14 protein-coding genes are annotated in these 12,776 nt (G+C 63.2%); 6 read left to right on the forward strand and 8 right to left on the reverse strand.

The window, feature by feature from the left end:
• The first annotated feature begins 35 nt into the window (after window positions 1–35).
• From AB6B38_RS13535 to AB6B38_RS13545, 3 genes are read left to right on the forward strand one after another with little or no spacing between them, the layout of a single operon-like run.
• Window positions 36–515, forward strand: a complete 480-nt coding sequence (locus AB6B38_RS13535; protein ID WP_371393437.1) for a DUF3224 domain-containing protein — start codon at window positions 36–38, stop codon at window positions 513–515.
• The gene (locus tag AB6B38_RS13540) at window positions 512–1,384 is read left to right on the forward strand and encodes an enoyl-CoA hydratase-related protein (protein WP_371393439.1); all 873 of its coding nucleotides are present in this window, start codon (window positions 512–514) and stop codon (window positions 1,382–1,384) included. Before AB6B38_RS13535 ends, AB6B38_RS13540 begins: the two co-directional genes overlap by 4 nt.
• 6 nt (window positions 1,385–1,390) lie before the next feature.
• Window positions 1,391–1,597, forward strand: a complete 207-nt coding sequence (locus AB6B38_RS13545; protein ID WP_371393440.1) for a hypothetical protein — start codon at window positions 1,391–1,393, stop codon at window positions 1,595–1,597.
• A 5-nt stretch (window positions 1,598–1,602) separates the two neighbouring features.
• Here the strand turns inward: AB6B38_RS13545 and AB6B38_RS13550 are convergent, their stop codons facing one another.
• Window positions 1,603–2,610, reverse strand: coding sequence for a calcium/sodium antiporter (locus AB6B38_RS13550; RefSeq protein ID WP_371393441.1), 1,008 nt, complete (start codon window positions 2,608–2,610; stop codon window positions 1,603–1,605).
• Between AB6B38_RS13550 and AB6B38_RS13555 the strand changes: the two genes are divergently transcribed.
• From AB6B38_RS13555 to AB6B38_RS13565, 3 genes are all read left to right on the forward strand, one after another.
• On the forward strand, window positions 2,609–2,851 hold the full coding sequence (locus tag AB6B38_RS13555; protein ID WP_371393442.1) for a hypothetical protein: 243 nt from the start codon (window positions 2,609–2,611) through the stop codon (window positions 2,849–2,851). The two genes, AB6B38_RS13550 and AB6B38_RS13555, sit on opposite strands and share 2 nt — an antisense overlap.
• A 79-nt stretch (window positions 2,852–2,930) precedes the next feature.
• Window positions 2,931–3,251: a hypothetical protein gene (locus tag AB6B38_RS13560; protein WP_371393443.1), complete on the forward strand. Its 321-nt coding sequence runs from the start codon at window positions 2,931–2,933 to the stop codon at window positions 3,249–3,251.
• Window positions 3,252–3,399: 148 nt separating this feature from the next.
• A complete protein-coding gene (locus tag AB6B38_RS13565; RefSeq protein ID WP_371393444.1) occupies window positions 3,400–3,714 on the forward strand; it encodes a hypothetical protein in 315 nt (104 codons plus the stop codon).
• A gap of 80 nt (window positions 3,715–3,794) precedes the next feature.
• Here AB6B38_RS13565 and AB6B38_RS13570 read toward each other — a convergent pair whose 3' ends face one another.
• From AB6B38_RS13570 to AB6B38_RS13600, 7 genes are all read right to left on the reverse strand, one after another.
• Window positions 3,795–3,923, reverse strand: coding sequence for an entericidin A/B family lipoprotein (locus AB6B38_RS13570; RefSeq protein WP_371393445.1), 129 nt, complete (start codon window positions 3,921–3,923; stop codon window positions 3,795–3,797).
• 101 nt (window positions 3,924–4,024) lie between these two features.
• Window positions 4,025–4,153, reverse strand: coding sequence for an entericidin (locus AB6B38_RS13575; RefSeq protein ID WP_371393447.1), 129 nt, complete (start codon window positions 4,151–4,153; stop codon window positions 4,025–4,027).
• An 82-nt stretch (window positions 4,154–4,235) separates the two neighbouring features.
• Window positions 4,236–4,367 carry an entericidin EcnAB gene (locus AB6B38_RS13580; RefSeq protein ID WP_371393448.1) on the reverse strand — a complete coding sequence of 44 codons (132 nt, stop codon included), beginning with the start codon at window positions 4,365–4,367 and terminating at the stop codon, window positions 4,236–4,238.
• Between the two features lie 148 nt (window positions 4,368–4,515).
• Window positions 4,516–6,603, reverse strand: coding sequence for a M13 family metallopeptidase (locus AB6B38_RS13585; protein ID WP_371393449.1), 2,088 nt, complete (start codon window positions 6,601–6,603; stop codon window positions 4,516–4,518).
• A gap of 134 nt (window positions 6,604–6,737) precedes the next feature.
• A complete protein-coding gene (locus AB6B38_RS13590; protein ID WP_371393450.1) occupies window positions 6,738–9,947 on the reverse strand; it encodes an efflux RND transporter permease subunit in 3,210 nt (1,069 codons plus the stop codon).
• Window positions 9,948–9,974: 27 nt separating this feature from the next.
• Window positions 9,975–11,255, reverse strand: a complete 1,281-nt coding sequence (locus tag AB6B38_RS13595) for an efflux RND transporter periplasmic adaptor subunit (protein WP_371393452.1) — start codon at window positions 11,253–11,255, stop codon at window positions 9,975–9,977.
• Window positions 11,256–11,282: 27 nt separating this feature from the next.
• Window positions 11,283–12,653: an efflux transporter outer membrane subunit gene (locus AB6B38_RS13600; RefSeq protein ID WP_371393454.1), complete on the reverse strand. Its 1,371-nt coding sequence runs from the start codon at window positions 12,651–12,653 to the stop codon at window positions 11,283–11,285.
• Between the last annotated feature and the right edge of the window lie 123 nt (window positions 12,654–12,776).

The following is a 12,776-nucleotide window of genomic DNA, read 5'->3' on the forward strand; positions in this document are numbered from 1 at the left end:
TCCTTGCGGCCAGTTTTAACAGGCGGGAGGAAGACATGATCCGGTACCTGACGGGCCTGATGGCGGCGCTGACACTTTTTGCTCCCGCCGCTCTCGCAGAGGACACGGCCATGACCACCCACACCGCTACCGGCAGTTTCACCGTCCAGCTGGAGCCGCAAGGCGAGGCGGAGCCCGGCGCGCACACGCGCTATCTGATTACCAAGACGTTCACCGGCGGGTTCGAGGGCAGCGCCTCAGGCGAGATGCTGGGCCTGTTCGATGGGCAGGCAGGTTCGGGCGCCTATGTGCTCATCGAGCGGCTGGAAGGGCGCCTTGAGGGCCGGGAAGGGGCCTTCTCGCTTGTCCATCGCGGGGTGATGGATGCGGGCGCGCAATCCCTTTCCATCACCATCGTGCCGGGTTCCGGCGCAGGTGGGCTAACCGGCATTGCAGGCGAGTTTCTGCTCGATATCGTTGAGGGCGCACATAATTACACGCTGGAATACACACTGCCGTCCGGGGAGGGACAATGAGCTATTCCACCATCACCTATTCGGTGTCTGACCATATCGCGCTCATCACGCTGAACCGGCCGGAGGCGATGAACGCCTTCACCCACGAGATGGGCCGCGAACTCATCGCCGCGTTTGATGAGAGCGATGCGGACCCGGATGTGCGCTGCGTGATCGTGACGGGCGCGGGCAAGGCGTTCTGCGCCGGCGCGGATCTCTCCACCGGCGCGGAGACGTTCAACGCTGTTGCCCAGGCCGCCACCAGCGGCGCGTTCGACGAGACCGATCCCAAATGGCGCGATTCCGGCGGTATGCTGAATTTGCGCATCTTCAACAGCGCCAAGCCGGTGATCGGGGCCATTAATGGCGCAGCGGTCGGCATTGGCGCGACCATGATCCTGCCCATGGATATCCGCATCGCCGCTCAAGGCGCCAAGATGGCCTATCCCTTCACCAAACGCGGCATAGCCTGGGATGGCTGCGCCAGCTGGTTCCTGCCGCGCGTGGTTGGTATCGAGACGGCGCTGGACTGGGGGCTGACCGGGCGCACCTTTATGAGCGAGGAAGCGCTGGAGAAGGGTCTGGTGAGCGAGCTCGCACCAGCAGACAAGGTGCTGGAGCGCGCCTATGAGCGCGCGCGCCTGATCGTTGAGACAGCCTCGCCGGTATCGGTCTCCATGAACCGCTATCTGGCGTGGCAGATGCTGGGCGCATCTCACCCGATGGAGGCTCATCGCCTCGAAAGCCGGGCGATATTGCGCCGGGGCATGAGCGAGGACGCGAAAGAGGGCGTGATGAGCTTTCTGGAAAAGCGTTCCCCCGCCTTCCCCGGCCAGATGCCTGCAGACCTGCCGCCGGGCTGGCCTTACCGTTCAGACCCGGAGTATTAAGCCGCCATGCCTGAAGACAATAACACATCTGAACGCGAGTGGGTCCGGCGTATCCTGATCTGGACACTGCCGCTCGATCTGGGCCTTCTGGGTCTTGTGGCCGTGATACTGATGGGCTGGGAGCTGTGGACCGGGATCGGGCTGCTGATCGCCGGGGCGCTCGGCACGCTCATGGTGATAGGCCAGCACTACCGGATCGGCCCGGACCGGTAGGGCGGCTAGCCGAGCGTGAAATATAGCAGGGCAGCGATATAGGCCGCGTAAATGAGCAGCAGGGCTGCGCCGGTTGTGCGGCCCATCGGCCTGCGCGAAAACACCAGCACCGTCACGAAGACCGCGCTGGCCAGGAACACCCACAAATCCAGCTGGAAGAAGCCGGGATCAATGGATACGCCGCCGGCAAATCCGCCTGCGGCCAGGCCAGTAATGCCGCCCACGGCGAAGATGTTGAAGATGTTCGAGCCGATGACATTGCCGATCGCCATGTCGGCCTGACGGCGCACCGCAGCAACTACAGATGTGGCAAGCTCTGGCAGCGAAGTGCCGATAGCCAGAAGCGTCAGTCCGATGACGGCTTCGGACACGCCCAGCGTCAGGGCCAGGCTCGCGCCGCCTTCCACGATCAGATTGGCCCCGATGGGCAGGGCGACAAGGCCGACAATCAGGCTGAACCCGATACCGAGCGCGGATTTAGGCAGGCCCTCCATGGAGTCCACGCCGGTCAGCTCGGCCACCATGGGATCGTCACGTGACCCCATGGCCACAAAGCCGAGATAGACGATATAGGCGATAATCAGGCCGGTCAGCAGCGCGCCTTCCAGAAGGCTTAGCGTGCCCGGCGCATTTGCCTCCCAGTCCCAGCACAGGGCGATGAAGAGCAGGGACGCGGCCAGCGCGATCAGCGCATTGGTGCGCACGCCCTTGGCAGTGGTGCCCATCACCGCGATCAGCGCAGGCAGGCCCAGCACGAGGAAGATATTGGCGATGTTGGAGCCGACAATATTGCCCACGGCAAGGCCCGGCGAACCGGCAATCGCGGCAAATACGCTGACCACCATTTCCGGCGCGCTGGTGCCAAAGGCGACAATTGTCAGGCCGATCAGCAGCGATGGCACACCGGTACGCTTGGCGACGGCGGTCGCGCCGCGCACCAGATAGTCGCCACCGAACAGGATGATGATGATGCCGACAATCAGTAGCAGCACATCAAGAAGCGTGGCGGACATGATCGCTCCGGAGCCGGGGGCTGTCCTTCAGGACCTAGTCGAGGCGCTTGAACTCGATCAGGTTGAAAAGCGCGAAAAGGCCAAAGCAAAGGCCAAGGGCGATAAGGGCGGCCATGATGTCTGCTCCAATTGTCTGTTCGCCAGCCTGCTATCGGGCAAGCCGGACTGTTTCAAGCCGTCTATAGCGTGCGTTGCATACTCACACCAGTACGCCGTACCGCAATTTCCTGTTTCCGGTTGACTCACCCGTCAGTGTGTTAACCATAAGCGCACGCCGTCCAGGTGGAACGGTAAAAAGAAACCAGTCGGGGAGGAGAAGCATGAAAACGTTTGCAGCAGGTGTCGTGGCCACATTGGGCCTTGCCGGATTGTCGTTCGCTGACGGGCCTGGTGGCCATGTCTACGACATCAGCATTCCGTCAGCGGATGTCAGCTACTCGACGACGTTTCACGCCGATGGATCGATGACCAACACGCTCGGTCAGGAAGGCAGCTGGACTTTCGAGGACGGCACGCTGTGCATTGCCACGGACGCTGAGCCGGTCTGCAATCCGTTCGAGCCGGGCGAAGTGGGTGAGAGTGTGACGACCGACGAATGGAGCGCCGACGGTTCGGAAATGATTATTACCCGTACCGAATAGGTTCAGGCGGTCAGCCGCGTATTGAAGGGCCCGTCGTCTTTACAGGCGACGGGTCCTTTCATGTTTGTTAAGCTGCGGGCAAGGAAGGGATGAGCGGCATGAGGGGATGATTGCCGCCAGCCCGGACAGTCTGAGGGAGTTATCTGACATGAACCGCCTGCTTCTGCGCCCGTTTTCCGCATCCATGACGCTGGCCCTGTCGGCGATTCTGGCACCGATCCTGCTGGTCATGTTCGCGCTGTTTCAGCCATCATGGCTGCTGGTGGTTCAGGATGCGTCGGGCGTCGTCTACCGCTTCATCACCAGCACCGATCTGCCGCCGACCTACCGCGCGGCCCTGCGCCAGTGGACCAGCGAACCGCAATTTACACTGGTGTTTTTCACGATTATCGCCCGGGTCATCATTGCCCTGTTTGCGACCTCGTTCACGATTGCGGTGCGCCCGCTTCTGCGCCGCGACTAGTCGCGGGATCCGGCCAGAAAAAAGGGCGGCTCGCCTGGTGGAGCCGCCCTCTTTCGTGGGTTTCGGAAAGCGCTTTCAGCCTAGTCGGCAGCGTCCTCAATGGCTTCACCGCCACGCTGGATGTCGCGGCCAGCGCCCTGGATGGTGTTGCAGGCGGCCAGGACAAAAATCATGATGGCCACGCTCATAATCTGAAGGGTCTCACGCATCGAATGTCTCCTGTCAACAACCGGCCTTGTGATGCCGCGTATAGAGCGTTAACGCCCGATGCGCGATTTGGCTCCCTTCGCGGGTTGAGGATGTTTCCAGATCAGCTCGTGACGTCCTCAAGCACCTCGCCGGTGCGGGTTATGTCACGGCCGACACCTTGAATGGTGTTGCAGGCTGAAAGGCCCAGCGTCAGCATGGACAGGGCAGCTGCCATAAGCATCCGTTTCATCGTGTGATCTCCATAATGAAGGCCATGAGCGGCCAGGCACGCTGGAAGTATACGCACAGCGGCCGGATTTGGCCCCGCCATTTTACTGGGTCACATCGTCAAGGAACTCGCCGACGCGGGTGATGTCGCGGCCTACGCCCTGAATCGTATTGCACGCGGTCAGGGCGAGCAGCAGCGCTCCGGCAAGCAGGGCAGATGCAAGCGCTCTCGTCATGGCTTTGATTCCCGGAAAAAAACACGTCCCTTGCGCCGTTTTGCCTGCCGATGATGGACAAAAGCCTAACGCGCAACCTGCCGGGCCATAGCAAAACGCCCGGCCGCAGCGGGCCGGGCGTTTGCCATATCGGGCGGGTCTGCCCGTTTTACCAGATGCGTACGCGCTCTTCTGGCGGCAGGTAGAGCTCATGCTCTTCGGTCACGCCAAACGCCTCGTACCAGGCGTCCAGATTACGCACGACGCCGTTGACGCGGTACATGCCCGGAGAGTGCGGGCCGGTGGCCAGCTGGGCGCGTAGCGCGTCGTCGCGGAACAGGGTGCGCCAGACCTGCGCCCAGGCCAGGAAGAAGCGCTGGTCGCCGGTATAGCCGTCAATGACCGGCGCTTCGCCGTCCGGATAATTCTCCGCGACATAGTTGCGATACGCCTCATAGGCCATCTGCATGCCGCCCAGATCGCCGATATTCTCGCCGAGCGCCACGCGGCCGTTCACGCACTCATCGGGGAAGGGGCAGAAGCCGTTATACTGCTCCACAAGGCGATCAGAGCGCTCCACGAAGCGGTCATTGGTCTCTTGCGTCCACCAGTCGCGAATGCGCCCCTCGGCGTCGAAGCGGCGGCCATTATCGTCAAACCCGTGGCCGATCTCGTGGCCGATGACGGCGCCAATCGCCCCGTAATTCATCGCCGGGTCGGCGTTCATGTCAAAGAAGGGCGCCTGCAAAATGCCCGCCGGGAAGGTGATCTGGTTCATCAGCGGGTTGTAGCTTGCGTTCACGATCTGCGGCGGCCAGCTCCACAGGCGCCGGTCGACCGGATCGGGGAAGCGGCGAAGCTGTTCTGCCCAGGCAAAGTCGGACAGGCGCTGGCGGTTGCCGAAATGGTCCTCGGACCGGATTTCCACCCCGTCATACTCATTCCAGATTTCCGGATAGCCGATGCGCGGCTCGAAGGTGGACAGCTTGGTCAGAGCCTGCTCGCGGGTCTCCTCATCCATCCACTCGAGACGTTCCAGGCGGCCCCGGAAGCCGTCCACCAGGTTCTGGATCAGCTCATCCATCTGGCGGCTGGCCTCTGGCGGGAAGTGCCGCTCGACATAGACCTGCCCGACCGGATGGCCGAGCGCGCCATTGACCAGCTGCACCCCGCGCAGTTCACGCGTGCGCTGTTCCTCGGTGCCGCTGAGCGTGCGGCCGAAGAACTCGAAGTGCGCCTGATCGAAGGCGGACGGCAGCCACGATGCCCGCGCGGAGATGAAGTGGAAGCTCAGCCAGGCTTGCAGAAGCTCTGTATCGGCCTGCGCCATAAGCGTCCCGGCATCGGTAATCGCGCTCGGCTGGGAAACGACAATCTCGCCCTCGGCCGGCAGGCCACGCGCCTCCAGCGCTGCCTGCAGGTTCAGTTCCGGTGCCAGCGCGAAGAAATCCTCCACGCTCATGCGGTTATTGGTCAGCGTGACATCGCGCGAATCCTCGCGGGTCCAGTGCGCCTCAGCCAGCGCGGTTTCCAGATCGAGGATCTGCTGCGCGCGTGCTTCGCCGTCCGGCATGCCGGCCAGCTGGAAAATCTGCGCGATATAGGCGCGGTAGGCATCGCGGTATTCAGGGAAGCGTCCGGTGTCGAGCAGGTAGTAGTCGCGGCTCGGCAGGCCCAGCCCTGACTGGCCGGTACGCATCACATAGACTTCCGGGTTTTCCGGATCGGGGCTGATCGCTACCCAGTAAGGCGCGTGATAGTCGCGCTGCGCCATGAGAGCGGCAATTTCCTCGAAGCTCTCTGCTGCTGTGATGGTGTCGAGCCAGGGCCGGGCCGGTTCGAGACCGCGCGCCTCGATGGCGTCCGCGTTCATCCAGCTGGCGTAGAGGTCGCCGATCAGCTGCTCGTTGGAGCCGGCCGGGCCACCGGCCTCAGCGGCTTCCAGAACAACGTCCTGGACCTGTTGCTCAACCTCCAGGGCGAGCATGTCAAACACGCCATAGCGCGCGCGGTCGGACGGTATTTCGGTCGTTTCTGCCCAGACGCCGTTGGCGTAGGCGAAGAAGTTGTCACCGGGCGCGACGTTGCTGTTCATGCCGGCCGTGTCAAAGCCGAATGTGCCAAAACGCGGTTCGCCAGCTGCTTCGGTGGTTTCAGCCACGACAGCATCGTCTGCGCCGTCGCTGCCAGCTGTTCCTTGCGTGTCGCACGCCATCAGTGCGGCAATGCAACACCCTGCCAGAAGGAGGTGTCTCATCTCGGTTTCCCCTTTTCGGACCGGTCACAGGACGGCCGGTCCGTCTTTGATTACTAGCGAAAAGCTAGGCTGCACTAACCCTGATGGCCATGGCGGGACGCAGTTTGTGCGCGCCGCCATGGCCGGTTGCAGTTTTATTCAGCGGGTTGCTGGACCTGGCCGATATCGACGTCGGTCCCACTGGTATCGCCTTCATAGCCTGACCCGATGCCGGCTTGCTTCTCGCCCGTCCAGAGCGAGAGCACGGTACGTTTGATGTCCACGCCGATCGCGTAGAGCGCAGGCACCATGAAGAGGGTCAGGAACAGGGCGAAGATCACGGCAAACCCGAGTGATACGACCATGGGCTTGAGGAATTGCGCCGCAGTGGAGCGTTCCGCAATCATCGGCAGCACGCCAATGAAGGTGGTCACGGTCGTCAGAAGGATCGGCCGGAACCGCTGGACGCCCGCGTCCACAAGAGCCTGGAAGGCGCCCACACCGCGTTCGCGCAGCCGGTTCACGAAGTCCACCAGCACCAGATTGTCGTTGATGACGATACCGGCTGCTGCCCCGACACCGAACATCGAGAACAACGCGAAGGGCACGCCCAGCAACATATGGCCAAACACCGCGCCGGCGAAGGCGAAGGGTATGGCTGTCATAATCAGCAAGGGCTGGGCGTAGGAGCGGAAGGCAACCGCCAGCAGCACGTACATCATGCCGATCATGATGATCTGCAGGACGACGATCTCGCCGAGGAACTCCGCCTCACCCTCAGCCTGGCCGATGGCACCGACCGACACGCCCGGATAGCGTTCCTGCCACTCGGGGAAGAACTCCTCGGTAATCTGACGGCGGATGGCGCGCGCAGCATCGGGATCGCTGACCTCGGCGCTGACCCGCACCGTACGCTGGCGTTCACGGCGCTGGATGCGGTTGATGCCGGGGGCAAACTCTGCGTCCGCGACGGCCGCCAGCGGTATCTCGCGGCCATCGGGCGTGCGGATACGCACCTGATTTATCGCATCGAGGCTCTCGCGCGCCTCGCGGGGATAGCGCACCATCACCCTGACATCCTCGCCGCCACGTGGCAGGCGCTGGACTTCCTGACCATAGAATGCCTGGCGGACCTGCTGGGTGACATCGGTCAGTGTCAGGCCAAGTGCCTGAGCATCGGGACGCAGGACCAGGCGCAGCTCGTCCGCGGCCGTCTGGAGATTGTCGACCACATCATAGGTGGCCGGGAAGCCGCGTAGTGCCTCTTTCAGCTCATTGGCAGCAGCGCGTAAGATGTCGATATCAGGATGGTTGATGGCAAAGTCGATGGCTGGCCCGACCTCGTTGAGCGTCGCGTCAAAGCGGATTTCCTCTGCATCGGGAACTGCACCCAGTTCGTCACGCAGGCGTTGGGCAATGTCGGCGGAGGGCAGCCGTCCGGGACGCGCTTCAGGCGGAGCAAGACTGATCCACGCCCGGATCTGGCCTTGCGTGGCCAGTGTGGAGCGGTTGCGGATAACGTCAATCTCGCCTGGAAACTCTTCCCGGTACGCGTTCTGGACCACAGTCTGCGCTGCCTCCAGCCGTTCGCGGATCTCGTCGGTGCGCTGCCAGGGTGTACCCTCGGCAAGCTGGATGTTCACCTGGATGAGGTCGCTTTCAATTTCCGGCATGAAGCGGAACGGGACCCGGCCCGTGTTCATCAGCACGATTGCCAGCGCGAACAGGCCGATAAAGACGGTGAACGTCGCATAGCGATGGCGCAGGGTCACCGCCAGGAACGGTCCGTAGGCGTGGCGGGAGAACCAGACGAGGCTGTCAGCAATCTTCGCCTGGAAGCGGATGAAATGACCTGAAATGCCCTTGGGCTCCTGCGGCCGGATATGCGCCAGGTGAGCGGGCAGGATCAGGAAGGCTTCGATCAGCGAGAAGGTCAGCGCCGCGATCACCACAAGCGAGATCTGCCGGGTGAACTGCACCTCGGGGCCCGACAGCATCATCCAGGGCGCGAACGCCATCATCGAGGTGATGACCGCGAACACGACCGGCTTGGCCACCATCTGGACGCCAACCACGGCTGCGGTCAGGCCCTCTTCGCCGCGCTCCACCCTGTTGTGGATGTTCTCCCCGACAATGATCGCGTCATCGACGACGACCCCGATCACGATGAGGAAGGCAAACAGTGACAGGAAGTTGAGTGTCACGCCGATGAGCGGCAGCAGCATGAAGGCGCCGGCAAAGGCCGTCGCGATGCCGATAGTCACCCAGAAGGCCACGATCGGACGCAGGAACAGGATCAGAATGACCAGCACGAGCGCGAGGCCGAGCAGGGCCGAGCTGCCGATGACGGTCAGCTGCGAGTTGAACTGATCGGCCCCGTCCCACCATTCCGAAATGGTAACGGTTTCGGGCACCTCACGCCGCTTGCGCTCGATATAGGCGGAGAGCTGGTTTGATACGTCGATAACGTCAGAATTGCCGGTCGACATCAGCGTCAGGAGCACCATCGGCTCGCCGTCGAAGGTCGCCTGGAAGGGGCGGTCCTCAAGTCCGTCAATCACCGTGGCGATGTCGCGCACGCGGATGACGCCGCCGCCGGGGGTCTGGCGCACGACAATATTGCCGAACTCATCGGCGGTATCTGCCAGCTGGCGCGCAGCAAAGCGTACATCGCCCAGATCGGTGCGTACCGAACCTGCAGACAGGTTGAGCGAGCTGGTGGAGACGGCCCGTGACAGCTCGGCAATCGTGATGCCATAGCGGCGCATATTCTCCTCGGAAATCTCAATCGAGACTTCTTCGGGCAGGCGCGCCTGGATGTTCACAGCGGCGGCATCGGGTATGGAGGCTGACAGTTCGTTGCGGATTTCGCGGGCAATGCGCTGCAGTTCGCGCCGGTCAATATTGCCGTGAATGGCGATACCGGCGATCTGGCTTTGTGCCTGCCATTGCGTCACGCGTGGCTGGAAGGCGTCGACGGGCAGGTTGTTGATGGAATCCACCTGCAGCTTGACCGCGTCGAGGAACACTTTGGGGTCAACCGTGCTGTTGCCCTCGATATTGACCCAGCCACTGCCTTCCACCGCTGTCGCGGTAATGCGGCGCACGCCGTCAACAGCTGTCATTGCCTCTTCGATACGCAGGATGATCTGTTCCTCGATCTCCTGCGGCGAGGCTCCAGGCCAGGCCACCGAGACAGTGGCACCGGCGAATGAGGCAGCGGGATTATCGTCCCGCTGGATCTGCGAGTAGCCAATGATGCCGCCCACCAGGGCGATGACCATCAAAAGGTTGGCAGCAATGGAATTGCCGGCCCACCAGGCCAGCAGGCCGCGATGGGGCTTTTCGTCGGGACGTTCGACCATGATTTTCAGATCCTTCGCAGCGGCGTTCTAGTCAGCGCTGGCTACAGACGCGGCGGTGTCAGTGCCGGTGGTTTGCGGGTCGCCGTTTGCGCCGGGCGTTTCAGCACCTTCGCTATCGGGGAATATCGGCTCGCCATTGCCGTCGAGTGCGCGCACGCGCATCCCGTCGGAGGCACCGCGCAGCGGCGAGGTGACGACATATTCACCGGCCTCGACCCCGCTTGAGACGACCAGCCTCTCAGGACGGCTCTCGACGATCTGCACCGTCCTCACCGACAAGGTTCCGTCCGGTGTGGCGACCAGTACCTGGTCGGCGCCGCGCAACGCGCTGCGTGGCAGGGTGATCGCGCTATCCAGCGCACGTCCGGGCACCTGGGCCTCGACAAACAGACCCATGGCGAGAGGCGCGCCGGCAGCTTCGGCCGCTGCACCGAAAGGATCGGCCACTTCGGCAATGGCGTAGAGCGTGCGGGTCTGCGGATCGATACTGCTGTCAGTGCGCACGATACGGCCCTCCCATTCGCGCCAGGCACCGCCGAGACTGGCGCCCAGCGTGATGGCAGGGGCGGTCTCGAAGCTGTCTGCGCGGAAGGCAACAGGGATACCGGCCCGGCCAAGCTCGCTATCGGTAAAGGGCAGGCGCACCTGGGCGGTGTCGGTGGAGAATATCTCGCCAATCCGCGCGCCGGGACCAACATACTGGCCGAGGTCTGCCAGCTTTTCGCGGACACGGCCGTTGAACGGAGCGGTAATGCGGGTGCGCGCCAGTGCCAGCCGGGCTTCGCGCAGCGATGCCTCCGCACCGGCCAGCTGGGCGCGGGCGTCTGCCAGTTGCGGTTCACGCAATGTCAGGGCAGACGCGTCACCGTCACCGATGGCGCGCCATTCCTCGGCCGCGAGCCGGGCTTCGGCTTCCTCGCGGATCAGGGCCTGGCGGCGCTGTGTCACCAGTGCTTCGGCGCGGATCACGGCGAGGCGGTAATCCTCGTCCTCCAGGCGCACCAGCACCTCGCCTTCCTCAAAGAACCCGCCCTGCGTGAAGCTGGGGTTCACATAGGCGATGCGCCCGGAAACCTGCGCGACCAGGCCGATCTGCGTGACAGGGGAGACCTCGCCTTGCGTGCTGACCATGAGACGGACCGGGCTCTGAACAGCCTCGGCCACGAAGACGGCGGCGGGCCGGGGTACCGGCGTTTCACGCTCGGGCCGCGGCTGGGTGGCGCCCAGTATGACGAACAGGGCAACAAATCCCGCGATAATGAGTATCGGCAAGCCGATGAGCAGGAAGCGTCCGGTAGTTTTTGACATGACCAACCTCTTGAAGACGTATTCTTATTATTGTTCTGACGGGATGAGCCCGGCCGGCGCGCTGAACGGTCCGGCTATGGCAAGATGCAAGGCGATGCGATTGTCGATGCGTTCGCGCCGGGCCGTTATCAGCTGGGCTTCGGCCTGGATGAGGCGGGTCTGCGCATCGATGAGTTCGAAAATGGTGCCGACCCCGCTCGCATACTGACGCTCGACCAGTTGAAGGGCGGCCTGCGCCTCTTCCCTTGCTGTTTCCAGCGCCGATACCCGGTCGGCCAGCAGGCCGTCGGCGGTCAGCGCATTTTCAACCTCACGCAGGGCGGTGAGGCTGGTATTGACGTAAGACGCGGCCTGAGCGCGTGCCAAGGCAGCGGTCCGGTCGCGTTCAGCACGCAGCGCGCCTGCCCGGAATATCGGGGCGGTAAGCGAGGCTGTCAGGCTTTCCACCAGGGTGGAGGCGGAGAACAGGTCTGAAAATTCGCTCGTCTGCCCCGAATAGGAAGCGGTCAGCGACAGTGACGGGTAGAGCGCCTTGCGGGCTGCTTCGGCGGAAAAGCCCGCCGCAGCCAGCCGGAATTCAGCGGCCACGATGTCGGGACGGCGGCTGATAAGCGCGCCCGGTGTACCCGGAGAGGCCAGCGGGGCGAGCATTGGCAGCGCGGTACCCGGTGCAACATCTCCATCGGGGTAGGCGCCCAGCAGGGTCTGAAGGCTGCGGGCGGCCTCGCGTTCTGCGCGCTGGCGAAGGGCAAGCGTGGCGCGCGAACTGGCAAGCGCGGATCGCGCCGTACGTACATCAGAAGACCGCACAACACCGCGGACAAAGCGCCGCTCGACAATGTCCAGCTGGCGCTGGCGGGTATCGACATCGCGTTCTGACAGCTCGCGCTGCAGCCGGGCTTCGGTCAGAGCGAACCAGCCTCTGGCGACACTGGCGGCAATGGACAGCTCTGCGCCGGCATAATCGGCCTCGGCAGCTTCAGCGCTGAGCGCGCTGGCGCGGGCCTGATTGGAGATACGCCCCCAGACATCGGCCTGCCAGCTGACATCCAGCCCGGCGGTGTAAACTTCACCGGCGGGGCGTGTGGTAGCGGTTGTGCCGATATCGACGGAGGGAAGGCGCGGGGCCTGACCAGCGCGCGCCGAAGCTCTTGCGGCTTCTGTATTGGCGCGTGCGGCTGCCAGATCCGGGTTGTTTGCCAGCGCGGTTGCGATCAGGCCCGCCAGAGCCTCATCGCCAAGGGCGCCAACCCAGTCAGTTTCCTGCGGACCGGCAGCGTCAGGCGCGCTGACATAGGTGTCCGGGAGGGCCAGATCGGGCGCGACGGAGAGCTGCGGCGTGCCAGCGCACGCCACAACGATCAGGGAGGAGGAGAGTATGAGGCTATACCGGAGCACCCGGGATTCCTTCTTTTGATGATGGTTCAAGATGGCGGCACCCTAGCGGCGACTATGCGAATGTCAACAAAAGTTTATCGAAAAACGCTAAAAATATCTCGAATTACAGAAAATTCATCTTGT

It is taken from the genome of Glycocaulis abyssi (assembly GCF_041429775.1).
Lineage (GTDB): Bacteria > Pseudomonadota > Alphaproteobacteria > Caulobacterales > Maricaulaceae > Glycocaulis > Glycocaulis abyssi.

Bases quoted from the DNA above. Each gene is read 5' to 3' on its own strand.
- AB6B38_RS13560 (WP_371393443.1), top strand. From the start codon at position 2,931: ATGAAAACGTTTGCAGCAGGTGTCGTGGCCACATTGGGCCTTGCCGGA.
- AB6B38_RS13550 (WP_371393441.1), bottom strand. From the start codon at position 2,610: ATGTCCGCCACGCTTCTTGATGTGCTGCTACTGATTGTCGGCATCATC.
- AB6B38_RS13595 (WP_371393452.1), bottom strand. From the start codon at position 11,255: ATGTCAAAAACTACCGGACGCTTCCTGCTCATCGGCTTGCCGATACTC.
- AB6B38_RS13580 (WP_371393448.1), bottom strand. From the start codon at position 4,367: ATGACGAGAGCGCTTGCATCTGCCCTGCTTGCCGGAGCGCTGCTGCTC.
- AB6B38_RS13545 (WP_371393440.1), top strand. From the start codon at position 1,391: ATGCCTGAAGACAATAACACATCTGAACGCGAGTGGGTCCGGCGTATC.
- AB6B38_RS13570 (WP_371393445.1), bottom strand. From the start codon at position 3,923: ATGCGTGAGACCCTTCAGATTATGAGCGTGGCCATCATGATTTTTGTC.
- AB6B38_RS13540 (WP_371393439.1), top strand. From the start codon at position 512: ATGAGCTATTCCACCATCACCTATTCGGTGTCTGACCATATCGCGCTC.
- AB6B38_RS13575 (WP_371393447.1), bottom strand. From the start codon at position 4,153: ATGAAACGGATGCTTATGGCAGCTGCCCTGTCCATGCTGACGCTGGGC.
- AB6B38_RS13555 (WP_371393442.1), top strand. From the start codon at position 2,609: ATGATCGCTCCGGAGCCGGGGGCTGTCCTTCAGGACCTAGTCGAGGCG.
- AB6B38_RS13535 (WP_371393437.1), top strand. From the start codon at position 36: ATGATCCGGTACCTGACGGGCCTGATGGCGGCGCTGACACTTTTTGCT.
- AB6B38_RS13585 (WP_371393449.1), bottom strand. From the start codon at position 6,603: ATGAGACACCTCCTTCTGGCAGGGTGTTGCATTGCCGCACTGATGGCG.
- AB6B38_RS13590 (WP_371393450.1), bottom strand. From the start codon at position 9,947: ATGGTCGAACGTCCCGACGAAAAGCCCCATCGCGGCCTGCTGGCCTGG.
- AB6B38_RS13565 (WP_371393444.1), top strand. From the start codon at position 3,400: ATGAACCGCCTGCTTCTGCGCCCGTTTTCCGCATCCATGACGCTGGCC.